Origin of the sequence: Corynebacterium falsenii (assembly GCF_020099275.1) — a bacterium.
Classification (GTDB): domain Bacteria; phylum Actinomycetota; class Actinomycetes; order Mycobacteriales; family Mycobacteriaceae; genus Corynebacterium; species Corynebacterium falsenii.
Genome location: NZ_CP083646.1, coordinates 1,956,171 through 1,981,653, shown reverse-complemented (window position 1 = coordinate 1,981,653; position 25,483 = coordinate 1,956,171). Strand labels below are relative to the sequence as shown.

Annotated in this window: 22 protein-coding genes; 18 read left to right on the top strand and 4 right to left on the bottom strand. The window is 64.5% G+C overall.

Annotated features, from left to right (window positions below; genetic code table 11):
* Positions 1-13: 13 nt before the first annotated feature.
* Entirely contained in the window at positions 14-1,105 is a 1,092-nt protein-coding gene (locus LA343_RS08670; protein WP_025402942.1) for a M24 family metallopeptidase, read from the bottom strand.
* A 92-nt stretch (positions 1,106-1,197) separates the two neighbouring features.
* Here LA343_RS08670 and LA343_RS08665 point away from each other — a divergent pair, with 92 nt between their 5' ends.
* A complete protein-coding gene (locus LA343_RS08665; protein WP_052337561.1) occupies positions 1,198-2,715 on the top strand; it encodes a peptide MFS transporter in 1,518 nt (505 codons plus the stop codon).
* A gap of 52 nt (positions 2,716-2,767) precedes the next feature.
* Here LA343_RS08665 and LA343_RS08660 read toward each other — a convergent pair whose 3' ends face one another.
* Positions 2,768-3,490 (bottom strand): IclR family transcriptional regulator, encoded by a 723-nt coding sequence (locus LA343_RS08660; RefSeq protein ID WP_025402940.1) that lies wholly within the window; start codon positions 3,488-3,490, stop codon positions 2,768-2,770.
* Positions 3,491-3,540: 50 nt separating this feature from the next.
* Between LA343_RS08660 and leuC the strand changes: the two genes are divergently transcribed.
* Both leuC and leuD read left to right on the top strand, forming a co-directional pair.
* The gene (gene leuC / locus LA343_RS08655) at positions 3,541-4,962 is read left to right on the top strand and encodes a 3-isopropylmalate dehydratase large subunit (protein WP_025402939.1); all 1,422 of its coding nucleotides are present in this window, start codon (positions 3,541-3,543) and stop codon (positions 4,960-4,962) included.
* 64 nt (positions 4,963-5,026) lie between these two features.
* Positions 5,027-5,623, top strand: a complete 597-nt coding sequence (leuD, locus tag LA343_RS08650) for a 3-isopropylmalate dehydratase small subunit (RefSeq protein WP_025402938.1) — start codon at positions 5,027-5,029, stop codon at positions 5,621-5,623.
* Positions 5,624-5,656: 33 nt separating this feature from the next.
* Here the strand turns inward: leuD and LA343_RS08645 are convergent, their stop codons facing one another.
* Entirely contained in the window at positions 5,657-6,706 is a 1,050-nt protein-coding gene (locus LA343_RS08645) for an NUDIX hydrolase (RefSeq protein WP_025402937.1), read from the bottom strand.
* A 198-nt stretch (positions 6,707-6,904) separates the two neighbouring features.
* Here LA343_RS08645 and LA343_RS08640 point away from each other — a divergent pair, with 198 nt between their 5' ends.
* Positions 6,905-7,909, top strand: a complete 1,005-nt coding sequence (locus LA343_RS08640) for an NAD(P)H-dependent glycerol-3-phosphate dehydrogenase (protein ID WP_025402936.1) — start codon at positions 6,905-6,907, stop codon at positions 7,907-7,909.
* Between the two features lie 68 nt (positions 7,910-7,977).
* Positions 7,978-9,072 (top strand): D-alanine--D-alanine ligase family protein, encoded by a 1,095-nt coding sequence (locus LA343_RS08635; protein WP_025402935.1) that lies wholly within the window; start codon positions 7,978-7,980, stop codon positions 9,070-9,072.
* 99 nt (positions 9,073-9,171) lie between these two features.
* On the opposite strand, the gene LA343_RS08630 is transcribed toward LA343_RS08635, so the two are convergent.
* Positions 9,172-10,140 (bottom strand): DUF3515 domain-containing protein, encoded by a 969-nt coding sequence (locus LA343_RS08630; protein ID WP_025402934.1) that lies wholly within the window; start codon positions 10,138-10,140, stop codon positions 9,172-9,174.
* 134 nt (positions 10,141-10,274) lie between these two features.
* On the opposite strand from LA343_RS08630, the gene LA343_RS08625 reads away from it, so the two are divergent.
* The 13 genes from LA343_RS08625 to smc all read left to right on the top strand — a co-directional run bounded on the left by LA343_RS08625 (position 10,275) and on the right by smc (position 25,482).
* Positions 10,275-11,258 (top strand): thiamine-phosphate kinase, encoded by a 984-nt coding sequence (locus LA343_RS08625; protein ID WP_025402933.1) that lies wholly within the window; start codon positions 10,275-10,277, stop codon positions 11,256-11,258.
* Positions 11,259-11,350: 92 nt separating this feature from the next.
* A complete protein-coding gene (locus LA343_RS08620; protein WP_025402932.1) occupies positions 11,351-12,013 on the top strand; it encodes a uracil-DNA glycosylase in 663 nt (220 codons plus the stop codon).
* Positions 12,014-12,023: 10 nt separating this feature from the next.
* Complete coding sequence (locus tag LA343_RS08615) at positions 12,024-13,532, top strand: DAK2 domain-containing protein (RefSeq protein WP_025402931.1); 1,509 nt, start codon at positions 12,024-12,026, stop codon at positions 13,530-13,532.
* Positions 13,533-13,535: 3 nt separating this feature from the next.
* Positions 13,536-15,713, top strand: coding sequence for an ATP-dependent DNA helicase RecG (locus LA343_RS08610; protein ID WP_025402930.1), 2,178 nt, complete (start codon positions 13,536-13,538; stop codon positions 15,711-15,713).
* An 88-nt stretch (positions 15,714-15,801) separates the two neighbouring features.
* On the top strand, positions 15,802-16,044 hold the full coding sequence (locus tag LA343_RS08605) for an acyl-CoA carboxylase biotin carboxyl carrier protein subunit (RefSeq protein ID WP_025402929.1): 243 nt from the start codon (positions 15,802-15,804) through the stop codon (positions 16,042-16,044).
* Positions 16,041-16,607 carry a 16S rRNA (guanine(966)-N(2))-methyltransferase RsmD gene (gene rsmD / locus LA343_RS08600; protein WP_025402928.1) on the top strand — a complete coding sequence of 189 codons (567 nt, stop codon included), beginning with the start codon at positions 16,041-16,043 and terminating at the stop codon, positions 16,605-16,607. Before LA343_RS08605 ends, rsmD begins: the two co-directional genes overlap by 4 nt.
* Positions 16,608-16,732: 125 nt before the next feature.
* Positions 16,733-17,215 carry a pantetheine-phosphate adenylyltransferase gene (coaD, locus tag LA343_RS08595; RefSeq protein ID WP_025402927.1) on the top strand — a complete coding sequence of 161 codons (483 nt, stop codon included), beginning with the start codon at positions 16,733-16,735 and terminating at the stop codon, positions 17,213-17,215.
* 120 nt (positions 17,216-17,335) lie between these two features.
* The gene (locus LA343_RS08590; protein ID WP_025402926.1) at positions 17,336-18,082 is read left to right on the top strand and encodes a DivIVA domain-containing protein; all 747 of its coding nucleotides are present in this window, start codon (positions 17,336-17,338) and stop codon (positions 18,080-18,082) included.
* A 4-nt stretch (positions 18,083-18,086) separates the two neighbouring features.
* Positions 18,087-18,668 carry a YceD family protein gene (locus tag LA343_RS08585; protein ID WP_025402925.1) on the top strand — a complete coding sequence of 194 codons (582 nt, stop codon included), beginning with the start codon at positions 18,087-18,089 and terminating at the stop codon, positions 18,666-18,668.
* Positions 18,658-19,395 carry a ribonuclease III gene (gene rnc, locus LA343_RS08580; RefSeq protein WP_025402924.1) on the top strand — a complete coding sequence of 246 codons (738 nt, stop codon included), beginning with the start codon at positions 18,658-18,660 and terminating at the stop codon, positions 19,393-19,395. The genes LA343_RS08585 and rnc overlap by 11 nt, the downstream gene beginning before the upstream one ends.
* Positions 19,388-20,266 carry a bifunctional DNA-formamidopyrimidine glycosylase/DNA-(apurinic or apyrimidinic site) lyase gene (mutM, locus tag LA343_RS08575; protein ID WP_025402923.1) on the top strand — a complete coding sequence of 293 codons (879 nt, stop codon included), beginning with the start codon at positions 19,388-19,390 and terminating at the stop codon, positions 20,264-20,266. Before rnc ends, mutM begins: the two co-directional genes overlap by 8 nt.
* Before the next feature lie 174 nt (positions 20,267-20,440).
* Positions 20,441-21,901, top strand: coding sequence for an alanine/glycine:cation symporter family protein (locus tag LA343_RS08570; RefSeq protein ID WP_025402922.1), 1,461 nt, complete (start codon positions 20,441-20,443; stop codon positions 21,899-21,901).
* Between the two features lie 71 nt (positions 21,902-21,972).
* Positions 21,973-25,482: a chromosome segregation protein SMC gene (gene smc / locus LA343_RS08565; protein ID WP_025402921.1), complete on the top strand. Its 3,510-nt coding sequence runs from the start codon at positions 21,973-21,975 to the stop codon at positions 25,480-25,482.
* Position 25,483 lies beyond the last annotated feature (1 nt).

Below are 25,483 nucleotides of genomic sequence, written 5' to 3'. Positions count from 1 at the left end.
GTTGTCAGATCCTTCACCCCACGCGCACAAGCTCGTGGGGTGTTGTGTTGATGGGCTCTACCTTATCCGACGCCACCAGCACGATATCTTCAATGCGTGCACCCCACTGGCCGGGGATGTAGATGCCCGGCTCGATGGAGAAGGCCATGCCCTCGTCAATGACGAAGTCATTGCCGGCGATGATGAATGGTTCTTCGTGGCACGACAGGCCGATACCGTGGCCCGTGCGGTGAATGAAGTACTCGCCGTAGCCGGCCTCGGTGATGATGTCGCGGACGACCTTGTCTACGTCTCCGGCCGTCACGCCGGGCTTGGCGAAGTCCAGCCCTGCCTGCTGGGCGCGCTGCAGCACGTCGTAGATCTTCTGCTGCTCATCCGTGGGCTCGCCGACCACGTAGGTGCGCGTGCAATCGGAGTGGTACCCGCTGGCCAGGGTGCCTCCGATATCGACGACCACCACGTCGCCCTCCTCAATGACGCGATCGGAGTGGTCGTGGTGCGGGTCGGCGCCGTGGGGACCGGAGCCGACGATGACGAAATCGACCACCTCGTGCTTCACAAGGATGAGCCGTTCCAGTTCCTTGGCCACATCGTTTTCGGTCACACCTGCGCGCAGCAAGGATGGGACTTGGCGGTGAACCTCGTCGATGGCTGCGCTGGCGCGGCGCAGCTCGGCCAGCTCCTCGTCGTCCTTGCGGACGAAGGCCTGCGCCAGCACCTGGGTGGCGTTGACGGTGGAGATTCCGCGGGACTGCAGCTCCAGCAGGTGGTCGGCGGTCATGGCCGCGCTCACCGCGTAGGAACCTTCGGCGATGTAGCCGTAGGGGTCGTCGCCGTCGTTCCAGCCGATGATCTCCATGCCGAGCTTGCCGGCCACGGACTTCTTCAGATCCGCAGCATCCACGCCGGGCACGATGATGCGTGCGGCGTCGGCGGTAAGAACCAGTGCGGTGAACCGCTCGTGGGTGTGGATGGCGGATGAGATCAGGTACTCCATGTCCGGACCGGGGGTGATGATCACGCCATCGAGGCCAGCCTGTGCGGCGGCCTCGCGAACGGTGGACAGACGCTTGTTAAACGTATCGATGGGGAAAAATTCACTCATGGATCCCAGCGTACGCGCCGGGGTGGTGGCGCCCGTCGGGTTAGTGGGTGCTCACTGCGCAGGTACCAACTACGGTGTGGTGAAATGACGCCATGACCTCCGCACACCATACGGACACGCCGCCGAGTTCGGCACGGTCCGGTTCAGCACCTGCCAGCCAAGCACAGTCCCGTTCGTTCTTCGGCCACCCATGGGGGCTCGCCAACCTCTCCGGCATCGAGATGTGGGAGCGCTTCAGCTACTACGGTCTGCAGGCGCTGCTGCTGTTCTACTTGTACTACTCGGTCAATGAAGGCGGGCTGGGGCTCGACAAGCCCACGGCCGTGTCCATCGTTGGGGCCTACGGCGGTTTGATGTACCTCACCAGCGTGGCCGGTGCGTGGGTCGCTGACCGTATCCTGTCTGCGGAGCGGACGATGTACTTCTCCGCCATCTTGGTGATGATCGGCCACCTCAGCCTGGCATTTATTCCAGGATTCACCGGTCTGACCATCGGCCTGGTGAGTGTGTCCTGCGGCGCCGGTGCTCTCAAGACCACCTCGCAGGTGGTGCTCGGCAACCTCTACGACCGGGACGATCCGCGCCGCGATGGTGGATTCTCCATTTACTTCATGGGCATTTACATCGGCGCGTTGCTCGGACCACTCATCACCAATGCGCTGTGGGGCTGGAAGGGCTTCCACTGGGGCTTCGCCGCAGCCGCCGTGCTCATGGCCATTGGTCTGATTCAGTACACAATCATGCGTAAGGGCACGATTGCCGCCGCTGGTCAGGACGTTGCGGATCCGCTGTCGCCCCGCCGGTACGTCCTCATCATCCTCGCCACCGCGGCTGTGGTGGCGGTGTTTGTCTCGCTGTTCGCCTCCGGTGTGCTGAAGCTCTCCCAGCTTTCCGACATCGCTGCCATGATCGCGATCCTCGTGGCCGTTGTCCTGTGGTTGGAGATGTACCGCTCGCCGCGCACCACCGCTAAGGAGCGTTCCCGCCTCATCGGCTTCATCCCGATGTTCGCCGCCTCGGTGGCGTTCTGGTCGGTGTTCCTGCAGCAGTTCACGGTCATTGCCCTGTACTCGGACGAACGCCTCGACCGAAACCTGTTCGGCATTGAGTTGCCCCCGGGTGTGGTGCAGTCCATCAACCCGCTGTTCATCATCCTGCTCGGCGCCGTGTTCAGCACGGTGTGGACAAAGCTGGGGGACAAGCAGCCTTCGTATGCCACGAAGTTTGCGCTCGCGCTGGGCATCATCGGCGCTGCCGTGCTCATCTTCATCCCGTTCGCCGGGGGAGGGGCGAACTCCACACCGATGTGGGCGCTCGTGATCATCCTTGCCCTGTTCACCATCGGCGAGCTGCTTATCGGCCCCGTGGGCAACTCCATGGTCACTCGCCTGGCTCCGGAGGCGTTCCCCACGCGCATGTTCGCACTGTGGCTCATTTCGGTGAGTGCGGGGTCGTCGCTCTCCGGTACTTTCGCCGGCTTCTACCACCCGGAGGACGGCGCGGCGGAGCGCACGTACTTCCTCATACTCTCGGTTGTCATGATCGCCCTGTGCGGGCTCATGTTGCTGGCCCGTCGCTGGGTCGTGCGGAAGTTCGTGGACGTGCGCTAGGCCGCAAGGCTGTGCCTACTCGAGCTTGCCCACTCGAGCTTGCCCACTCGAGTTAGGCCAAGAACCCCTCGAGGCGACGAGCGGATTCCTTCAAATCAGCGCCGAACTTCGCGGCCGGCGAGCTGCCCATCCGGTCCACCGGGCCGGAAATGCTCAGGGCGGCGATGAGCTGGCCGTTGGCGTCGAAAATAGGAACAGACGCAGAACCCAGGGAGGGGTCGCGTTCGGCGGACGACTCGGAGATGCCGGTGCGGGCGATCTCCTCGAGCTCGCGGGCGGTATAGGCGGCGGTGGGGAGCACCTGTTCGCGCAGCGAGGGCGGGCCGAACGCGACGAGAGCCTTGGCCGCGGACCCTGCGGCGAGCGTCATGCGGTGACCGACGGGTACGGTATCGCGGAGGCCGCTGACCGGCTCCGCGTTGGCCACGCACACGCGCTCGAGGCCGGAGAGGCGGTAGAGCTGCACCGACTCGCCGGTGCGGCGCATGAGCTCGGGGAGGATGTAACCGGCGGCGTCCTCGAGGCGGGAGTCTTGGCTCGGGGCCATCTCGGCCAGCGCGGGGCCGGTGGTCCAGTTGCCGGAGGAGTCGCGCTCGATGAGGCGGTGCTTTTCCAGCGCAACGGCGATGCGGTGCGCGGTGGCGCGGGGCAGACCCGTTATCGTGCAGAGATCGGAGAGGCTGCGCGGCTCGGCGGCGATCACGTTGAGGATGTAGACCGCGCGGTCGAGCACCTGGATTCCGCTAATGGCGGGTATGTCTGTGAACTGTCCCATGATTTGATACTATACATTCCATTCAGTGGAACGGTACTAGAGGAGAGATTGTGACAGACAAGCCTTTAACCCTGGCAGAAAAGGTCTGGCGAGACCACGTCGTCAAAGCCGGTGACAACGGCGGACCCGACTTGCTCTACATTGACCTGCACCTCGTGCACGAGGTTACCTCTCCGCAGGCCTTCGATGGCCTCCGCCAGGCCGGCCGCCCGGTGCGCCGCCCAGACCTCACCATCGCTACCGAGGACCACAACGTGCCCACCGTGGGCGTGAAGACCGGCGACCTGCTCGAGATCCAGGAGCCCACCAGCCGCCTGCAGGTCTCCACCCTGCGCGACAACGCCGAAGAATTCGGCATCCGCCTGCACTCCATGGGTGACATCGAACAGGGCATTGTGCACACCGTCGGCCCGCAGCTCGGCCTGACGCAACCGGGCATGACCGTGGTGTGCGGCGACTCTCACACCTCCACCCACGGCGCATTCGGATCCATCGCCATGGGCATCGGCACCTCCGAGGTCGAGCACGTGCTGGCCACCCAGACGCTGCCGCTTAAGCCCTTCAAGACCATGGCGATCGAGGTCTCCGGGGAACTGCAGCCCGGCGTGACCTCCAAGGACCTCATCCTCGCCATCATCGCGAAGATCGGCACCGGCGGCGGCCAGGGCCACATCATCGAATACCGCGGCGAAGCCATCGAGAAGCTGTCGATGGAAGCGCGCATGACGATGTGCAACATGTCCATCGAGGCCGGTGCTCGTGCCGGTATGATCGCGCCCGACGCCACCACGTTCGACTACCTGAAGGGCCGCCCGCATGCCCCACAGGGCGAGGACTGGGACAAGGCAGTGAAGTACTGGACCTCGCTGCGCACGGACGATGACGCGGAATTCGACACCGTCGTCCACATCGACGGCTCGGCGCTGACCCCCTTCGTCACCTGGGGCACCAACCCCGGCCAGGGCCTGCCGCTCGGCGAATCCATCCCGCAGCTGGAGGACTTCACTAACGACTCCGACCGCGCTGCCGCCGAGCGCGCCATGGAGTACATGGACCTTGCACCCGGTACTCCGCTGCGCGAGGTCAGAATCGACACGGTGTTCCTTGGCTCCTGCACCAACGCCCGCATCGAGGACCTGCGCGCCGCCGCGGAGGTCATTAAGGGCCACAAGGTCGCCGATGGCGTGCGCATGCTCGTGGTGCCCTCGTCCGCACGCGTGAAGGCGCAGGCCGAGGATGAGGGCTTGGACGCCATCTTCACCGAGGCCGGTGCGGAATGGCGCACCGCAGGCTGCTCCATGTGCCTAGGCATGAACCCGGACCAGCTCGACCCCGGCGAGCGCTCTGCATCCACCTCGAACCGCAACTTCGAGGGCCGCCAGGGCAAGGGCGGCCGTACCCACCTGGTCTCCCCGCCCGTGGCAGCGGCAACCGCAGTGGTCGGCAAGCTGGCCTCACCCGCAGATCTGTGACGCGACCCAGACCGATAAGTTTCCTGCCCAACAGGGCTCACTAGATATCCAAGGAATCACCAACATGGAGAAATTCACCACCCACACCGGCGTGGCCGCCCCGCTGACCAGGTCCAACGTGGACACCGACCAGATCATCCCCGCCGTGTACCTCAAGCGCGTGACGCGCACCGGGTTTGAAGACGGCCTGTTTGCCGCCTGGCGCAAGGACCCCGAGTTCGTGCTGAATCAGCCGCAGTACGAGGGCGCGTCGATCCTCGTCGCTGGCCCGGACTTCGGCACCGGCTCTTCCCGCGAGCACGCCGTGTGGGCGCTCATGGACTACGGCTTCCGCGTTGTGCTGTCCAGCCGCTTCGCCGACATTTTCCGCGGCAACTCCGGCAAGGCCGGGCTGCTCGCCGCGCAGCTGGAGCAGTCAGACATTGAGCTGATCTGGAAGCTGCTTGAACAAAACCCCGGCGCCGAGATGACCGTGAACCTCGAGGATCGCACCGTCAGCCTGGATACCTACACCTTCAACTTCGAGGTGGATGACTACACGCGCTGGCGCCTCATGGAGGGCCTCGATGACATCGGCCTGACCCTGCGCGACGAGGACGCCATCGAGGCGTTCGAGCAGAAGCGCCCCAGCTTCAAGCCGACCACGCTGCCGGCCCGGTAGCCGGGACGGTCGCTACTTGGAGAATGCTGGTCGCTACTTAATAGCCAGCGGGCTGGCCAGGTAGTCCACGCCCAGCAGTTCGTCCCCCTTGTAGTGCAGCACCCAGGTGCTGGACTTCTTCACCCGCATATCCTCGATCTCCAAGCCGTTCTTGCCTGCCACGCGAGCGAGAACGCCGGGGATAACGCTGCCCTGAGCCACGACTACGGACACCGGCGTGCCGCGGGTGGCCTTGGCGAACGCATCCACGGCAATATCCGGGCTCAGGCTCCAGCCCGCATCGCCCAAGTTCTTCTCCACGGTAATGGGAAGATCCAACTCCTGGGCCAGCGGGGTAGCAGTGTGCACACAGCGGTCCGGGGCGGCGGACGAAATCGCCTGCGGGCGGTAGCCGGACAGCTCGCTGACCAGCAGTTCCGACTGGCGGCGCCCCTTCTTGGTCAGTGGGCGCAGGTCGTCATCGCCAGCCCAGCCCTGACGATTGTGGGCTTTAGCATGGCGCACGTACAGCACCCGACGATCGCACCCGAGCTTGATCATCTTCAGAGCGGCGTCGAGAACATCCTTATCAATGTCATACGAGCACAACTCCTTGGCCTCGTCCGGGGAGACCCAGCGCAATTCGTCGGCCTCGTCGTTGGCTTCGAACTCTCCGTCGGTGACCTCGGCGGTCCAGTAGTAGACCACCTTGGTGCGGTTGCCCACGGGGTAGTGAACGTAGCCCAGCAGCCAGCCGAGTGTCACCGTGAGGCCGGTTTCCTCCTCGATCTCGCGGATCGCAGTGCCGGCCAAGTTCTCTCCCGGATCGACCTTGCCCTTGGCCAGCGACCAATCGTCGTAGCGCGGACGGTGGATGAGGGCCACCTCGATGGCGGAACCCTTAATCTTTCCCGTGCTCTTCGACTTCTTGGCATCCGTGACATTCTTGCCGTCCGTGAACCGCCACAGCACCGCACCGGCGGCGAAAGTGGGGCGCGCGAACTCCTCCGTGGGGCGGGAACCGATGCGCGTCACGTGCCCACGACCGTGGGTGGAAAGAGACAAAGAGGTGGAAAGATCGCCGGTTCCGGTGTGAGAAATCACGGGTGAAAGTAGCCTTCCAATGAGACGAAAGATAGTGAAGCAAAAAGATGTCGCGGGCAGAAACAGTTAGACTGTTGCACAGCGTCGCAGAAAACATCGTATAACTGCACGCCATCGTATAACGAAGTCAACGATGCCGTGAACACACGCGAATGCGACCACAGGCGCACACGCAGCGAGAGGGAAGACGAAAACAAGATGGTACAAGTCGCGGTTATGGGCGCAGGGTCGTGGGGAACGACCGTTGCCAAGGTCTTCGCGGACGCCAACAACGGCGTGCGCCTTTGGGCCCGCCGAGCCGAGATCGCCGAGGACATCCGCACCAACCACCGCAACAGCGCCTACCTCGGGGATGTCGAACTCCCCGAATCCGTCGACGGCACCAGCGACCCCGAAGAGGCACTATCCGGCGCGGACATCGTGGTTCTCGGCGTGCCCTCGCAATCGCTGCGCGACAACCTCAGCCAGTGGAAGGACCTCATCCCCGCGAGTGCCCCTGTGGTGAGCCTCGCGAAGGGCATCGAGCACTCAACCGGCATGCGTATGTCCCAGCTCATTGCCGATGTAGCCGATATCCCCTCCGATCGCGTTGCCGTGCTGACCGGGCCGAACCTCGCCAAAGAGATCGCTCAAGGCCAACCTGCCGCCACCGTCGTGGCATGCGAAAACATGGACCGCGCGCAGCTCATCCAGGCTGCCGTCGCCGCGCCGTACTTCCGCCCGTACACCAACACGGACGTCATCGGCTGCGAGATCGCCGGCACATGCAAGAACGTCATCGCCCTGGCCAGCGGCATCGCCGCCGGAATGGGCTACGGCAGCAACACCGCCGCCACGGTGATTACCCGCGGGCTTGCCGAGACCACGCGCTTGGCGCTGGAACTCGGTGCCGACCCGCGCACGCTCGCCGGGCTCGCCGGCATGGGCGACCTCGTTGCCACCTGTACGTCGCCGCTGTCGCGCAACCGCACTTTCGGCGAGCGCCTCGCGAAGGGGGAGACCCCGGAGGAAGCCGCCAAAGCCACCAAGGGCCAGGTCGCCGAGGGCGTGGTCAGCTCCCAATCCGTGCAACAGATCGCACGGGATCATGGTGTGGACATGCCCATTACCGACGCCGTTGTGGGTGTCTGCCACGAGGGCGCGGACGTGACCGAAGCAATGATGGGCCTGCTCGGCCGCAGCCGCAAGGCGGAAGTCAACTAGCGTCTGCCTGCACGCTAGACTGGGGTGCTGTGACTCAAGCGCCTAACGAAGCCCCCCAGACCGACACCGTGTCCGACCAGTCCGCGTGCGACGGACACGGCCCGATCACCGTCGCCGTGGTCTACGGTGGTCAATCCACCGAGCACTCCATCTCGTGCATCTCTGCCGCAGCGGTGATCGATCACCTGGATCGCGACAAGTACACGGTCGTGCCCATCGGCATCACCCGCGAGGGCGTGTGGGTGCCGGGCACGGTGGATACCGACAGCCTGCGTGCGCAGGGCTCCGTTCTGCCCGAGGTTCGCCAGACCGGTGCCAGCGTGCAGCTCGTGCTCGGCTCCGGCGGCACGATGGTCTACGCCTCCGGCCCCAAGGCAGGGGAGACGTTCGCCACCATCGACCTGGTCTTCCCCGTGCTCCACGGCATGAACGGCGAAGACGGCACCATCCAGGGTCTGTTCGACCTTGCCGGCGTTCCCTACGTGGGCAACGGCGTAATGGCGTCTGCCGCCAGCATGGACAAGGAAATCACCAAGCGCCTAGCCCGCGAAGCCGGAATCCCCGTAGGCCGGGAGGTCATTCTCCACGAGGTGCGTGATCTTACCGACGCCGAAAAGGACGCCCTGGGTCTTCCAGTCTTCGTCAAGCCCGCTCGCGGTGGCTCGAGCATCGGGGTCTCCAAGGTGGATGCCTGGGAGGACCTCGACGACGCCCTCAAGATGGCCTTCGACAACGACACGAAGGTGCTCATTGAATCCATGATCCACGGCCGGGAAGTGGAGTGCGGCGTGCTGCAGTACAAGGACGGCACCGTGGTGGCATCCGTGCCCGCCATGTTGGAAGGCACCGAGGACGGAGCCGAGGGCTTCTACGGATTCGAGGCGAAATACATCGACTCCACCACGTCCGCCAGCATCCCGGCGCCGCTGGACGATGAAACCACGGACAAGGTACGCGATTACGCCGTGGCTACCTTCCGCGCGCTGTGCTGTGAAGGCCTAGCCCGCGTGGATTTCTTCGTCACCGACAATGGCCCCGTGCTCAACGAGATCAACACCCTCCCCGGGTTTACCCCGATCTCGATGTACCCCAAGATGTTCGCCGCCGAGGGCATCGACTTCGCCCAGCTCGTGAACATCCTCATCGAGCGGGCGCTGCGCTAGATTCCTGGCGCTAGTTCCCAGCGCTAGTCTCCCGGGCGCTGCGCTAGATTCCTGGCGCTAGTTCCCAGCGCTAGTCTCCCGGGCGCTGGTCTTCCGGCGCTAGTTACGCTCTGTCGACTTCATGGTGTCCATGATGACCGTGGACACCTTCGTGATTACCATATCGCCCGCGCTCTGTGGCATCGCCAGGGCGACGATCTCCTCATGCCCCAGTGCAAACCACCGGCCGGAGGTCGACCCCCGGGCCACACCGGGCTCGGAGAACCACGGGACATCATCGACCTGGGTCAGCTTCGTGCCCGGCTGATAATCCTTGGGCATGGCCACGCCACAGCGCACCACCACGGGCTCCAGGCCCTCCGCAATGTAGGTCGCCGACAGCTTCGGCGCATCCTTTTCCTCCGTACGCTTCCACTGCTCCATGGAGTCCGGCAGCGCGGAGAGGAACTTCTCACACACCTGCTTCGTGTTCTTGTTCGCCGCCTGGTTACCGTCCGCAACACCGGGGAGATCCGACAGCGGGTAGGGCTTCGGCTTCGGAGCAGTCGCCCTGTCGGAGTGGGCTGCAACGGATTCACCAATAGCGGTGAGTGCGTCACCGACCTCGGCTTCGCTCGTCACGGCGACAACCGGCGAGGCACCCACGGAGTACCACGAGGTCAGGGAGGATCCTGGCGTCGCATCCGAAACCTCGAACCACGACGCCCCGCCGGCCTCGGACAGCGACGAGAGCACCGTGAACTGATCGGGGACGATCACGCCACAGCGCACAGTCAATTCCGTGCCCTCGGAGTTGCGGTAGGCACCAGCGCCCTCGGGAGCAGGTTGGGAGAGCTCGACCTTCTTGAACGCCCCGGCCTTCTCCGGCAGCCCAGCGACGATGTCGGAACACTGCTGCGAGGACGCCTTCGGGGCATCCACGGGCCCCATAGACACGGGGCTGTAGGTCTGGCGGTCACCGGCGATCTTGGCGGCAACAATCACCACTGCAACGAAGAACACTGCCACCACGATGGCCAGTAAAATCTGTACGCGCGGGGTAGTGTTAGCGGGGGCCTGATCAGTCATGCCTACAGATCATAGATTTAGCCCCTGCCCACGCCCATATCGGTGCGGGAACCTACCCCCACCAGAGCTATGCAGCGTGAGCTAGACCACAACGACCCACGTAGAACCCCGACGCAACGAGGACGAGGACAACCATGCGGGAGCAGACCACCGTCGCCGAGGCAGGCGAGGCCGCGACCATCGCGGCGATTAGAGCCGCCGCTCCAAGCAGTATCAATGGTGACGATGCCGCGGTGCTTGACCTGCACAGCGCTAACTCCCGACACGTGTGCTCCACCGACATCCTCGTGCGCGACCGGCACTTCACCTTCGCCTACTCGACCCCCTGGGAAGTGGGCGTGAAGGCCGTCACGCAGAACTTCGCAGACATTCAGGCCATGGGTGCCCGCCCCACCGCCATCTTGCTGGCCATCGCGACGCCGGGGGACGTGCCGCTGACATCCGTCTCCGAGATTGCGCGGGGTATCAACGACGCGGCAGCACCCTGGGCGGCGGAGCTCGTCGGCGGAGACATCGTGCTGTCCAAGGATTTGGTCATCTCGATCACCGCGATGGGCGAGATCGCCGGGCCGGCGGATGCGCTCACGCTCGACGGCGCGGGCGTGGGGCAGCGCGTGGTGGCGGCCGGGCCAATCGGCTACAGCGCAGCCGGACTAGCCATCTTGCGGCATTACGGATCACGGCGCAGCGTGCCGAGCAACGATGCGATCCTCAACGAACTCGTGGAATGGCACTGCGCACCAAGACTCGAGCCGGGTCGTGGATCCGTGGCACGGGCGACGGGAGCGAGCGCGATGACTGATAACTCCGACGGCCTCGTGGCCGACCTCAGCCACATCGCCAGCCGGTCGGGGGTGTGCATCGACCTAGACCCGCACGCCATCGCGCCGGATAAGAAGCTGCGTTACGCGGCGAACATCACCGGCTGCGATCCGTGGGAGTGGGTATACACCGGGGGAGAGGATCACACGTTGCTGGGAACGACGGACGCCCGGCTGCCCAGTGGGTACCGTTATATCGGAACGGTGCGCAGTGTCTCTGATGAACTTCAGGATCCTCTGCTGGTGACCGTCGACGGCGGACCCGCCCCGTACACCGGCGGCTGGCAATCCCTGTAGCAGTGCGCTCCGAATGGACGCCGAATAGAAAACGTTCCACGATCACGACCACGAACCACGTGACCACACGAGAAAGCGAGCATTGCCCTTCAATGGCTGCGGAAGACTACCTGCGCCCCCTTCATCCGGACTGGAACCTCCCCGGCGTGGAAGAAATGCTGCAGGACGTGGAACAGCGAGCTGCCCAAGGCGAGCACATCCTGCCGGAACAATCCCGCATCCTCCGCGCTTTCGAACTACCGCCCTCACAAGTCAAGGTGGTGATCGTCGGCCAGGATCCGTATCCTACGCCGGGCCACTCCGTGGGCTTGGCATTTTCGGCGGAGCTGCCGCCCGGGGTGCCGCTGCCGAAGTCGCTGGTGAATATCTACACCGAGTACTCCGAGGACCTCGGCCTGCCGCGTCCGACCAGCGGTGACCTCACCCCGTGGTTCCGCCAGGGCGTGCTGCTGCTCAACAGAGTCCTCACCGTTCGGGCCGGTGCCGCTGGGAGCCACCGCAATATTGGATGGGAGAAGATTACCGACGCCGCCATCGCGCAAGTCGCCCAGAACGAGCAGGTCGCTGGAATTCTCTGGGGCCGCACGGCGCAGCAGTTCGCGCCGACCATTGGGGCGCACCGGTGCGTGCAATCTCCGCACCCGTCACCTCTGTCTGCCTACCGCGGATTTTTCGGCTCCCGGCCGTTTAGCCGGGCAAACCAAATTCTCGCGGAACAGGGTGCTGATCCCGTGGATTGGAACCTTGGACGTTAGGGTTAAGACCATGGCAGAAAACCTCGACGGCCCCCTCATCGTGCAATGGGCGCGCCGGGCCGCCAAGGGATTGCGGGAGAAGCAGTCGGAGATCAACAGTCTCAACGTTTTCCCCATCCCTGACTCGGACACGGGCTCCAACATGGCTCACACGATGACTGAGGCGTGTGAGTCTTCGGAGAGCGTGGACGAGCACAACACCGCTGAGGTTACCGCCGCCCTGGCATCCGGAGCGGTGCGCGGGGCCCGGGGAAACTCCGGGGTGGTGCTGAGCCAGGTGCTTCGCGCTTTGGCGGATACCGCTGCTCGCGGGCCGGTCAACGGTGCCGCGGTGGCGGCGATGCTGCGCCAGGCCGGCGGGTTCGTGCGCTCGGCGATCTCCAGCCCGGTGGAGGGGACCGTGGTGAGCGTGCTGGATGCGGCGGCCCGCGGAGCGGCAGCGGGCAAGGAATCTCTGCGCGACTCTGTGGCCCGCGCTTTGGCGTCTGCGGAAGAGGCGCTGGAAAACACTCCCTCGCAGCTGCCGGTGCTGGCCAAGGCTGGTGTAGTGGATGCGGGTGGTCGCGGGCTCGTGGTCATTCTGCAGGCGCTGTACGACGTGCTCGATACGGCGGAAGGCGTGGATGCAGAGGGCGCGCACTCGAGCACAGATGCTGGCACAGACACTGGCAGAGTCTCTGGCACAGACGCGAGCACGGACGCTCCCGTGCACGCCCGCTCTTGCGAGCTGGAAGTCATGTTCTTCTTCGAGGCAGATCCCAGCTCGGATGCAGTGGCTGAACTCCGGGAGTTCTTGGAGGATCACGGCAACTCTGTCATCATCGGCCCCATCAGCGACTCGGAAGCCACCGTCCACGTCCACACGCGCGCCGCAGGCCCGGTTATCGAAAAGGCATTCTCCCTCGGTACCGTCACCCGCCTGCGGATTGAAGTGCTCCCAGAGCGCGACGTAGACCAAGAACAGCTGCCCGCCATCCCCATCATCGCCTTAACGAACGCCAAGGGCGTGGCGGCCGTCTTCGAGAAGGCGGGTGCCGTCTCCCTGACCTGGAACAACGACCAAGAGGCCGACCACCAGGCCCTTGAGGACGCACTGTCACAGACCGGCTCCGGTAACGTCGCGATCCTCACCAACGGCTTCGATACTTCTGGCCTGGCGGCAACTGACCGCCGGCTGGACATCATCGACACGAAGGCCTTCGTGGGAGGCCTGGCAGCCTTGGCAGTGCACGACCCAGCAGCCGAGTGGGACGATAACGTTGAGGAGATGCTTGACGCCGTCGCCGCCCAACGATCCGTCAGCTGCAGTGCCGAAGCGTTGGAGCAAACCCTCAACGAATTGCTCGCTGATGGGGGAGAGCTGGTGACGATCCTGTGGTCCGGGCCGGACATGAACACCCAGCGCATCGAGGAGGTCAAAGAGACCTTCACGGAGCTGTACCCCGACCTGCTCATCGACGCCTACCAGGCCGATGGGCTGGGCGCCGGCGATACGGCAGTGCAGATCGGAGTGGAGTAACCCATGCTGGGCTGGCAGGACCCGCGGCCGCTATCCCGCGTGGTGGGGGCCGATCGCGGACGACGTTTGGCAGACAAGCCGGGACTAAAGACCATCACCGACGCCGTGCTCAACTACCCGCGCGACTATGTGCGCCTCGGGTCCACCCAGTCTCTTGACGTTTTCTCCGTGGGAGAGGCCTACACATGCGTGGCCAAGATTCTGTCGGTTCAGCGGCGAGACAACAATTCGCCCCGGGGTCCACGCACTATCGTGACGTTCCGCTTTACCGACGGCACCATGGAGATGGAATCCGCACTATTCGGAAACCCCGCCATGCACCAGGCCTTCCTACAGCCCGGCACCATCGTGTTGCTGCACGGAAAGCTGGATATCTTCCGGGATCGATGGCAGCTGAAAAACCCCAGCTACGTGACCATGTTTCCCGCCGAGGGTGCGAAGTTCGGCGCCTTCGGGCCACTGAAGACAATCGTGGACGTGGCCGGCTCTGAGTTCGCCGCCGAAGAGCTGCTCACCAAACCGTGGCTGCCCAGCTACAAGCGCCTGCCGGGAACTTCGACCGCCGAGCTCATCGGCGTCATGGATAAGGTGCTCACCGCCATGGATCATGTGGGCGAGGTGCTGCCGCACAGCTCGGAACCCAATGCCGCAAAATCCAATGTCCCCGCGTGGCCGAATGACCCCGAGGGCGAGCCGATGGTGGATTTCGATACCGCCCTGCGCCAGATCCACCAGCCACCCGAAGACGGCCCCTACCGCGCGCAATGGCGGTTGAAGTTCAACGAGGCTCTCGAGCTGCAACTCATCATGGCGCTGCGCCGCGCCGATGCCACGAAGCGCACGGCGCCCGCCCTCGCCCCAGGCGAGCTGACCGCCGGGGTACGGGCGAGCCTGCCCTATGAACTCAGCGCCGGGCAGGAGTCCGCGATCGGCACGATCAGCGCAGCCCTCGACAACACCCACCCGGCCAACCTCATGCTGCAAGGAGAGGTGGGCTCGGGCAAGACTGTCGTGGCCCTGCTGGCCATGCTCCAGGCGGTGGACTCCGGCTTCCAATGCGCCTTCATCGCACCGACGGAAGTCCTGGCCGTCCAGCACGCCCGCACACTCATGAGCCTGCTCAGCGGGCACAACGTGTCCGTCACCGTCCTCACTGGCTCCCAGAAGACGGCCGTGCGGAAAAAGAATCTGCTCGATATCGTCAGTGGTCAAACAAACATCGTGGTGGGCACCCACGCCGTTATTCAGGACGCGGTGGAGTTCTACAGCCTTGGCCTCGTGGTTGTGGATGAACAACACCGCTTCGGCGTGCGCCAGCGCGACAAGTTGAGAGAAGACGCGCCGGTGGACCGCACTCCCCACATGCTCGTCATGACCGCCACGCCCATCCCGCGCACCGTGGCGATGACAATGTTCGGCGACCTCACACCCGTGCGCCTTCCCGGGCTTCCGGCAGGCCGCGGAACGGTGAGCACCACTGTGGTTCCGGAAAGCAACCAACGGTGGTTTGACCGCATCTGGGAGAGGATGCGCGAGGAGATCGACAGTGGCCGCCAGGCCTTCGTGGTAGTCCCCAAGATTGACGGCGAGCGGGGCGTGCAGTGGTGGTACGACCGCCTGCTTTCCGACCCGCTCGCCGGATATCACGTGGCCATCCTGCACGGCCGCATGTCCGCCGAGGACAAAGACGCCGTGATGACCGACTTCGCCGCCGGCCATATCAACGTGGTGGTGGCCACCACGGTCATCGAGGTCGGCGTGGATGTTCCCAACGCCACGATGATGGTCATCGTCGACGCCGAAAACTTCGGCATGTCCCAACTGCATCAACTCCGTGGCCGAGTGGGCCGAGGCAGCGGAGACGCGGTGTGCCTGCTGCTTACCACGGTCCCTCCCGATAGTCCCAGCTACCAGCGGCTGGCCACGGTGGCCCACACCCACGATGGCTTTGAGCTCGCGGAAATGGACCTGCGCAACCGTTCCGAGGGCGACGTGCTTGGTCAGAGTCAATCCGGTGCCCGCGCGCGCCGGGCCACGCTGCTGGACTTGGCCACGGATGCCGACATCATCGAGCAAGCCCGCGACTACGCCGGGGAGTTGGTGGCCTATGACGAGGATTGGGCTCGGGCGCTGGTTGCCGACATCGAGATCGAGGACCAGGACTACATCGAGCGCAGTTAGCTGCGCGGTTGGTCCAGGGTGATTGGTCCAGGGCGGTTGGCCCAGGGCGTTCGGGCTTGATCGGGCACTGGCTTATACAATCGCAGGCATGAGAATCTGTGCTCCCTTCGCGGGAATTGTTCACTACGCGGTGGCCGAGGGCGACCAAGTGGACACCGGTGCGGAATTGGCCACGGTGGAAGCAGTGAAGCTCGAAGCTCCCGTGCTGGCGCCCGGCCCCGGCATCATCCGGCATGTGGCACTGTCGGATTTTTCCAATGTTAGCGGGGGAGACGTTCTGCTCGAGATTGAGGCACTACCCGCACACGAATGGAAGGACGATCTCCAGTGACGCGCATTATCTCCGGCACCGCCCGCGGCCGGCACATCAAGGTGCCCTCGGAGGGCACGCGCCCCACGAGCGACCGCGCACGCGAGGGGCTGTTTTCCAGCCTGCAGGTGCGCTTTGGATTCACCGACGAAGTCGTGCTCGACCTCTTCGCGGGGTCGGGAGCGTTAGGGCTCGAGGCGGCGTCGCGCGGCGCGCAGGAAGTGACCCTGGTGGACAACAACGCCAAGGCCGTGGCCGTCATCAAGGACAACGCCAAGGTGGTTCCCGATGCCGATGTGCGCGTGGTGGAAGCCAAGGCGTCCGTGTTCATTGCCGGTGCCACGCACAATCACTACACGATGGTCCTGGCTGACCCGCCCTACGAACTGGCCGATGAGGCGGTCGTGGAGATGCTCAACGCGCTCATTCCGTTGCTGACCGACAATGCAGTAGTGGTGGTCGAACGGCACAGCCAGTCACCTGAGACTGCCTGGCCCGACGGCTTCGAGCCCACCGGGCAGAAGCTCAAGAAGCGTACGTTCGGCATCGCCCGTTTCGACATGGCCATCTGGCGGGGCGTGTAACTGAGCATCTAACCAAGCGCCTAACCGTGCACTCAACCAAGCATCCAGCCCACTGCTGCAGGCGGCCGAAGAGTTCTCGCCCGGCGAGCTGTGGAAAGCCTGGCAAGGCGTGTACCTTGGTTGCCATGAAGGTAGTCTGCCCTGGATCATTTGACCCCGTCACCATGGGGCATCTCGACATTTTCACGCGAGCAGCCGCGACGTGGGACGAGGTCGTGGTCTTGGTGACGTACAACCCCAACAAGAACGGTCTGTTCAGTGCCGAAGAGCGGGTGCGCCTCATCGAGGAATCCCTGGCGGCGCTCGACAACCCGCCCAGCAACGTCACCGTGGACACCTGGGACCGGCTGCTCGTGGACTACCTCGTCGACAACAACGTCAACGCCCTCGTCAAGGGTCTGCGCAGCTCCCTGGACTACGAGTACGAGCTGCCCATGGCACAGATGAATCACAGGCTCTCCGGGGTGGACACCTATTTCCTGCTCACCAGCCCGCAGTACGGCTATGTGTCCTCCACACTCTGCAAGGAAGTTGCCAAGTACGGAGGCGACGTTCAGGGACTGCTCCCCGAACCTGTCGTTAAGGCCGTGGAGGCGAAGTTCGCTTAGACGTCGAACGGGAAAGGAAGCCCACGACGGGCGGGGCACATGTGAAACATGTGAACGAAGTTGCCCGTTGTGGTGTGTCTTGACCAACGCAACCGGGGGAATCGTGGCACAGTAGGTGGCATGTACAAGACATTCCAGGGTATGGACGACCTTCAGCAGATGGTGGAGCAGGCATACAGCGTGCCCATGACCTCTAACTGCATGGTTCCGCGCCGCGAGGTGTTGGACATCCTCGACGAAATGCGCAACGCGATTCCGATCGAAATGGACGATGCCCAGGATGTTCTGGATCATCGCGACAACATCATCGCCGACGCGCAAGACCAGTCGGATGCCATGATCTCCGACGCCGAAGCCGAGCGCGAAGCAATTATCGCAGACGCCCGCACCCGGGCCGAAGAAATGATCAGCGATGCCCAAGAGCGCGCCAGCACCACCGTGGCCCAGGCCGAAGACCAGGCCGACCGCCTCGTCACCGACGCCCGACGCGAATACGAGCAAGTGACCTCGCGCGCCGCCGCTGAGGCCGACCGCCTCATCGACGAAGGCAACGCCTCCTACCAGCGCTCCGTGGACGAAGGCATCGCCGAGCAGCAGCGACTCGTCTCCGAGTCCGAGGTGGTGCGCAACGCCGAAGCCGAGGCCAAGCGCATCGTGGAATCCGCCCACGCCGATTCCGATCGCCTGCGCACGGAATGCGACCGCTACGTGGACTCCACCCTCGCAGAGTTCGAGGAATCGCTGACCACCACCTTGCGCACCGTCAATCGCGACCGCGCGGCGCTGCGCAAGGGCGCCGGAGCCTCGGGATACCACTCCGATCGCGACCACGGTTACCGTCACACGCGCGAGGCGGGTAGAAATTAAGGGTATGAGCAACCCTTTCGTTCTTCCTGTCCATGACATCGCCGTCGGGGCCACCGAACCCGTCGATACGTCCGGCGCATCACCGATCCGCTGGGGCGGCAACATGCTCGCCGTGGAAGAAGGCGCGCCCGTGGAGGTTCACGGCACCCTAGCGAATATGGGTGAGGCCGTGCTGGCCAACGTCCAGGTCACCGGCGAAGCCACGGGCACGTGCGCCCTGTGCCTGCAGGACATCACCACCACGTTCGCCTACACCATCTCTGATGTGTTCGGCTTCCACGCCGACTTCATCTCTGGGGACGAGGCCGAAGAAGACGAGGACGAGCCGCTGCTCGTCGAGGACAACGCGGTGGACATCACTCAGCTCGTGGTGGACGAAGCCGGCCTCAACGCGCCGTTTAGCCCCGTGTGCGCTGACTACGACCAGACGTGCCGCGACGACATCCCGGCGCCCGATGGTGTGTCCGAGGAAGTCGCCGCCGAGAAGAAGACTGATCCCCGGTGGGCAGGCCTGGAGAAGTTCCAGGTAGGGGACGCGGCCGACGAAGCAGAGCAAGCACAGCAGGGAGGTAAAGGTGGCGCGTAAACGGCGCCTCACCGGCGAAGCAGCCCTCAACGCGGCCTACTCCAAGACCGATCACGCCCCACTCCTGGAAGCCTGGGGCGTGGATCTACCAGACGATCTGCTGCGCCTGGCCCTGACTCACCGCTCCTTCGCGAACGAAAACGACAACCTGCCCGATAACGAGCGCCTCGAGTTTTTGGGCGACGCCGTGCTGGGGCTGTCCGTCGCCGAGCAGCTCTACCGCCAGTTTCCGGACCGCAGCGAGTCAGACATCTCGAAGATGCGCGCCGGCGTGGTGAATAGCCACGCGCTGGCCTCGGTGGCTCGCGAGTTGGACATGGGGCGGTACATTCTGCTCGGTCGCGGCGAGATGCGCACCGGTGGCGAGGACAAGACCTCCATCCTCGAGGACACCGTCGAGGCCATCCTCGGTGCGATCTATCTGCACCATGGCTTCGAGGTCGCCCGCGCCACGGTGTTGCGCATCTTCGCCTCTCGGATCACGGAGGCTCCCACGACGGGTCTGACGATGGACTGGAAGACCGTGCTGCTCGAGGCCCTGTCCGAGCAGTCGCTGCCGACCCCCGAGTACGAGACCTCGGCCACCGGCCCCGCCCATGACCAGGAGTTCCACAGCGTTCTCACGGTCGAGGGTCGCCTGACCACGAAGGGAACCGGGCACACCAAGAAGGAAGCCGAGCACGCCGCCGCCCGCGCTGCGGTGGGGGAGTTGCGCAAGCGTGCCTGAGCTCCCCGAGGTTGAGGTGGTCCGCCGCGGCCTCGACACGCACCTCGTGGGCCGCACCTTCACCGATGTCGAGGTGCTCCACCCGCGCGCGGTCCGCGCCCAAGAAGGCGGTTCTTTGCGGTCTTTTTTGGTCGACGCCACAGTCGACGCAACCTCACGCCGTGGAAAGTACCTCTGGTTGGATCTGTCCACCGGTAAGAAACTGTATGTTCACCTGGGCATGAGTGGTCAGATGCTCGTGGGAGCCCGCAACCAAGTTGTGTCACCTCACGTACGTATTAGGGCTCACCTGGACGATGGAACGGACCTGACGTTTGTCGATCAACGCACGTTCGGCCAGTGGCGGGTGGTGGACGGTGTCGCCGATCCGTATGGGGCTCCTGGCCGAGCCGCCCGTGTTTCCAGCACAATCCCGACCACGATTCCTACCACGGTCGCTCATATTGCGGCTGATCCGCTGGAACCGGTCTTTGACCTAGACGCCGTGGCGCGCCGCATCAAGACCAAGAACACCGAAATCAAGCGGGTGTTGCTCGACCAGACCGTGATATCCGGGATTGGAAATATCTATGCGGATGAAGCCTTGTTCCGCGCGGGTGTGCGCCCGCGGCGGCGAGCCAGCGCGCTGAGCCTGGCGACGATCCGCAGGATCATCCTCGCGGCTGAGGAGGTCATGCGCTCCGCGCTGGATCAGGGCGGCACCAGCTTCGATTCGCTGTACGTCAACGTCAATGGTGCCTCGGGGTATTTCTCTCGCAGCCTGAACGTTTACGGGCAAGAGGGTCGGCCATGCCGAGTGTGCGGCACGCCGATCAAACGCGTGCAGTTTATGAACCGGTCTTCCCATTACTGCCCGACGTGTCAGAAGTAATCGCGTCAGTGATCCACGTCAACGATGACGACGCGTTCACGTCAGTGATTACGTTGCGGCACAGTCCGGGGCCTCGGGCGTGGTTGATTCGTACATGATTCTTGTGGGCAAAACCCAAGGTTTAATTGCGGAAAATGGGATAGTTTTGCCAGCCGTGGGGTAACCTGCCTGCTTATGGACGCTATTGAAAGTTTTATTGTTGACACAATCAACAATAACGTGTGGAAGGTCATCCCCTTCCTCCTGCTCGGCGCGGGTATCTACTTCGGTATTCGCACACTGGTCGTGCAGATCCGCATGATCCCGGACATGTTCCGGGCCGTGACCGAAAAGCCCCACACCAAGGGCACCAAGGATATTTCCGCCTTCCAGGCCTTCTCCATCTCCGCGGCCTCCCGCGTGGGCACGGGCAACATTGTGGGCGTGGCCATCGCACTGACCCTCGGCGGTCCGGGTGCGGTGTTCTGGATGTGGATGATCGCCATCGTCGGTGGCGCCACCGCGTTCGTGGAGTCCACCCTGGCTCAGTTGTGGAAGGCTCGAGACAAGGATGGATACGTCGGCGGCCCGGCCTACTACATGACCCGCGGCCTGCGCGCCCGCTGGCTCGCTGTCATCTTCGGCATCGCCATCACCATCACCTACGGGTTCGTCTACAACGCAGTGCAGACCAACTCCATCGTCGATGCGATGAACACCAGCTTCGGTTTCGACGGGGTAGCCCCCAAGGCGATCATCGGTGCGATCATCGCCGCCATCACCGCCGCGGTGATCTTCGGCGGCGTGCACCGCATCGCTCGCGCCACTCAGCTCATCGTCCCCTTCATGGCGATCGCCTACATCCTCCTCGGCATCGTGGTGCTGGCCATGAACATCGATCAGGTGCCGGATATGTTCGGCCTCATCGTTGGCCACGCACTCGGCTTCAAGGAGGTCGGCGGCGCCGCCGTGGGTGCCGCCTTCATGAACGGTATGCGCCGCGGCCTGTTCTCCAACGAGGCCGGCCAGGGTTCGGCCCCGAACGCCGCTGCCACCGCAGCCGTGTCCCACCCTGCGAAGCAGGGCCTGGTGCAGACCCTGGGCGTGTACTTCGACACCCTCGTGGTCTGTTCCATCACCGCCTTCATCATCCTGCTGTCTGACCCCGCCTTCGGCGAGGGTGTGGAGACCGCCAACCTCACCCAGAACGCTCTGGCCGCACAGGTGGGCGATTGGGGCATCCACTTCATCACGTTCATCTTGTTCTTCCTGGCATTCTCCTCCGTGCTGGGCAACTACTACCTTGCCCAGGCCAACGTGGAGTACTTCACGAAGAACCCGAAGGTCCTCACCATCTTCCGCCTGCTGGTCGTCGCGTGCGTCTTCGGCGGTTCGCTGGGAACCGTCCAGCTCGTGTGGTCCCTGGCAGACACCTTCGCCGCAACGATGGTCATCATCAACCTCATCGCGATCATTCCGCTGGGTGGGGTGGCCATCAAGCTGCTCAAGGACTACTCCACACAGAAGGCCCAGGGCAAGGATCCGGTGTTCCACCGGGACAGCCTGCCTGAGCTGAAGAACGTGGAATGTTGGGACGGCACCGATCCGGAATGCCAGCCCGGTGGCCACGCGCGCTTGGAAAACATCTACCGCTAGCACCGCTCAAGCACCACAGAATCCCCGGGGTTCAGCGCAAGCTGCCCCGGGGAAACTGTTAGAATTTCGCAATGCACTTGAAGTCGTTGACCCTCAAAGGATTTAAGTCCTTCGCGTCCGCGACCACCCTGAAACTCGAACCCGGCATCTGCGCCGTCGTGGGCCCCAACGGTTCCGGCAAGTCCAATGTCGTGGACGCCCTCGCCTGGGTCATGGGCGAGCAGGGTGCCAAAACCCTGCGTGGCGCGAAGATGGAAGATGTCATCTTCGCCGGCACTGGCGACCGCAAACCCCTCGGCCGCGCCGAGGTCACCCTCACCATCGACAACAGCGATGGGGCTTTGCCCATCGATTATTCCGAGGTATCCGTCACCCGCCGCATGTTCCGCGACGGCGCCAGCGAGTACGAAATCAACGGCTCCAAAGCTCGCCTCATGGACATCCAGGAGCTGCTCAGCGACTCCGGCATCGGCCGCGAAATGCACGTCATCGTGGGCCAGGGTCGCCTCGCCCAGATCCTCGAGTCCAAGCCGGAGGAGCGCCGCGCCTTCATCGAGGAGGCCGCCGGTGTGCTCAAGCACCGCCGCCGCAAGGAGAAGGCTCAGCGCAAGCTCGTCAACATGCAGGCCAACCTGGATCGTCTACACGACCTTACCGACGAGCTTCACAAACAACTCGGGCCGCTGGCCCGTCAAGCCGACGCCGCCCAGAAAGCATCTGCCGTTCAGGCCACTATCCGGACCGCGCGGGTGCAACTGACCGCCCACAACGTCATGCAACTATCCAGGGAACTCGAGGACACCACCTCGCACGCCCGCATCGCCGCAGAGAAGGCCGAGCAGATCAAGGCGGAGCTCGAGGAAGAATCCGAGGCGCTGTCCACCACCGAGGAGGAGCTTCGCACCGCCCTCGAAGAAGCCGAGGCCGCCAAAAACCTCTGGTACCGGCTATCCGCAGTTTCGGAGAAGAACGCGGCCACCTACCGCATCGCCGCCGACCGTGCCCAGCAAGCCCAGCAAGTCGAAGCCTCCCAGTGGAACGGCCCCGACCCGCAGGAACTCATCGAGCGCGCCGAGCAGGCCGAGGAAGAGCAGCTGGAACTCGAGGAAGCCGTGGACATGGCCCGCGAGACTCTGGAGAACCTGCGGGAGGACGTCCACGCCAAGGAGGAAGCTGCTCGCGCCGCTGAACGGGAACACCTTGCCCAGGTCCGGGCCATTGCCGACCGCCGCGAAGGCATCGTGCGCCTTCTGGCCCAGCACGAGTCCGCAGAGTCCCGCCGCCACACCCTCGCTGCCGAGCTCGAGCGACTCTCCGCCACCACCGACGAACACCACGAAGCCCTCCAGGCCATCGCTGAGGAACTGGAAGAAGCCCGCGACGCCCACGTGGATAACTCCGCGCAAGGCCGCGACCTGGCCGAGCGGACCGCACAGGCTGAACGTGAGGCCGCTGGTGCGGAGCAGCGTGCCGAACAACTCCGCGCCGAGCAGCTCCAACTGGAGCGAGACATCGCCACCGACGAAGCCACCATCGCCGCGTGGAGCGAGCGGCTGACCCCATCGGATGGCGCCGCCGTGGCGCTGAGCGCTGCCCGCGACAGCGGGGTAGAGGCCACCGCCCTGGCCGAAAGTCTGCACACCACCGATGGTTGGGGAACGGCCGTGGCCGCCGTCCTCGGCGAGGCCGCGACCAGCGCCCTCGTGGTGAACTACACCGCCGAGATCATTGACGCCCTCACCGAGGCCAAGCAGGGCCGCGCCGTGCTCATCGCCCCCAGCGATGCACCGACGTACCGGCTGGATGCCTCGCCCGCAGCGGGGCAGTGGTTGCTCGATCACGTGCGCGTGCCCGATAACCTGCTGCGCCCCATCACAGCACTCCTCGTCGATGTTGTGGCCGTGGACACCGCCGAACAGGCCCGCAGCGTGGTCGCCGACGACGCCCGCCTGCGCGCCGTGACGAAGGAGGGCACCGTCTACGGACCGGGCTGGGTCGCCTCCGGCTCCGGGGCAGCCACCCCGGTGGAACTGGCGGACCGTGTGGAGGGGCTGCGTGGTGGCGTCGAGAAAAAGAAGCGACAGCTCGCCGACCTGCAGGCAACCCTCGACGGAGCCCTAGAGGCCGCCAATGACCTGCGCACTGCCGTCGCCGCGGCGCGCGCCGCCGAGCGAGAATACCGGGCCCGCGAGGACGCAGCGACGAAGCGCGTTCAGGCGCTGGACAAGCAGTACGAGGCGGCACGTCGCCAGCTCGAACGCACCCAAGCCCAGCAAGCCAACGCCGAAAAACGTCTCCAGGAGGCCAGCGACGAACTCGCCGAGCTGGCCGACCGCGTGGCCCGCGTCGACGACGAGGAGCGCGAGGACGAGCCCTCGACCGCGCACCGCGATGCCGCCGCGGCCGAGCTCGCACAGATCAAGGCGATGGAAGTCGAAGCACAACTGGAACTGCGCACCGCCGAGCAGAAGGCCGAAGCGACCCGCGGCAGGGCAGAGGGACTGCGGCGCCAAGCCCGGCAGGAAGAAGCCGCACGGGCCCAGCACGAGCAGGCCCGTGCCCGCCGCGCCGCAGCCCGCACCATCGCCATCGCTGTGCGCGACCAAGCCCAGCGGGTGGGCCAGCGCATCGCCGATGCGCTGCACCGGGCGGACGACAACCGCACGCTCAAAGACCAATCCCACAAGCAGTGGCAGTCCACGATGAGTCAGCAACGCGACCGAGTTTCCGCGCGGAGCAACCAGTTGCAGCGCCTCGGTGATGCCTCCCACCAGGCCGAGCTGGCCCGCACCCAGGCGCAGGTCAAGATCGAGCAGGCGTTGAACACCGCCATGGAACAACTCGGCATGAGCGCCGAGCAGCTGCTGGCCGAGGACCTGCCCGAGGATTTCGACGCCGCAGCAACCAAGGCCGAGCTCAAGAAGGCAGAAAAGACCCTCAACTCGCTGGGCAAGGTCAACCCGCTGGCGCTGGAGGAGTTCAAGGCGCTGGAAGAACGCTACAACTTCCTGGCCCAGCAACTCGACGACGTGGAGCAGGCGCGCAGGGATCTGCAGGACGTGATCGTGGATGTGGACAACACCATCCTGCAGCTGTTCACGGATGCCTGGAAGGAAGTGGAGGTGGAGTTCCCCAAGGTCTTCGCCACCCTGTTCCCGGGTGGTGCGGGCCGACTGGTGCTCACCGACCCAGATGACATGCTCACCACAGGCATCGAGGTCGAGGCCCGGCCGCCGGGCAAGAAGGTCAAGCGACTCTCGCTGCTCTCCGGCGGCGAGAAGTCTCTCACGGCCCTCGCGATGCTCGTGGCGATCTTCAAGGCTCGGCCCAGCCCGTTTTACGTGATGGACGAGGTGGAGGCCGCGCTGGACGATGTGAACCTCCGGCGACTCATCGCCCTGTTCGAGGAACTGCGCAAGGATTCGCAGCTCATCGTCATTACCCACCAGAAGCCCACGATGGACGTCGCCAACGTTCTGTACGGCGTGACCATGCGCGGAGACGGCGTGACACGGGTGATTTCTCAGAGGATGGTGAAAGCGGACAGCCCACACGGCGCCGACGCGAATGCCACCGCGTAGG

Bases quoted from the DNA above. Each gene is read 5' to 3' on its own strand.
- LA343_RS08670 (WP_025402942.1), bottom strand. From the start codon at position 1,105: ATGAGTGAATTTTTCCCCATCGATACGTTTAACAAGCGTCTGTCCACC.
- LA343_RS08665 (WP_052337561.1), top strand. From the start codon at position 1,198: ATGACCTCCGCACACCATACGGACACGCCGCCGAGTTCGGCACGGTCC.
- LA343_RS08660 (WP_025402940.1), bottom strand. From the start codon at position 3,490: ATGGGACAGTTCACAGACATACCCGCCATTAGCGGAATCCAGGTGCTC.
- leuD (WP_025402938.1), top strand. From the start codon at position 5,027: ATGGAGAAATTCACCACCCACACCGGCGTGGCCGCCCCGCTGACCAGG.
- LA343_RS08640 (WP_025402936.1), top strand. From the start codon at position 6,905: ATGGTACAAGTCGCGGTTATGGGCGCAGGGTCGTGGGGAACGACCGTT.
- LA343_RS08630 (WP_025402934.1), bottom strand. From the start codon at position 10,140: ATGACTGATCAGGCCCCCGCTAACACTACCCCGCGCGTACAGATTTTA.
- LA343_RS08625 (WP_025402933.1), top strand. From the start codon at position 10,275: ATGCGGGAGCAGACCACCGTCGCCGAGGCAGGCGAGGCCGCGACCATC.
- LA343_RS08620 (WP_025402932.1), top strand. From the start codon at position 11,351: ATGGCTGCGGAAGACTACCTGCGCCCCCTTCATCCGGACTGGAACCTC.
- LA343_RS08615 (WP_025402931.1), top strand. From the start codon at position 12,024: ATGGCAGAAAACCTCGACGGCCCCCTCATCGTGCAATGGGCGCGCCGG.
- LA343_RS08610 (WP_025402930.1), top strand. From the start codon at position 13,536: ATGCTGGGCTGGCAGGACCCGCGGCCGCTATCCCGCGTGGTGGGGGCC.
- LA343_RS08605 (WP_025402929.1), top strand. From the start codon at position 15,802: ATGAGAATCTGTGCTCCCTTCGCGGGAATTGTTCACTACGCGGTGGCC.
- coaD (WP_025402927.1), top strand. From the start codon at position 16,733: ATGAAGGTAGTCTGCCCTGGATCATTTGACCCCGTCACCATGGGGCAT.
- LA343_RS08590 (WP_025402926.1), top strand. From the start codon at position 17,336: ATGTACAAGACATTCCAGGGTATGGACGACCTTCAGCAGATGGTGGAG.
- LA343_RS08585 (WP_025402925.1), top strand. From the start codon at position 18,087: ATGAGCAACCCTTTCGTTCTTCCTGTCCATGACATCGCCGTCGGGGCC.
- LA343_RS08570 (WP_025402922.1), top strand. From the start codon at position 20,441: ATGGACGCTATTGAAAGTTTTATTGTTGACACAATCAACAATAACGTG.
- smc (WP_025402921.1), top strand. From the start codon at position 21,973: ATGCACTTGAAGTCGTTGACCCTCAAAGGATTTAAGTCCTTCGCGTCC.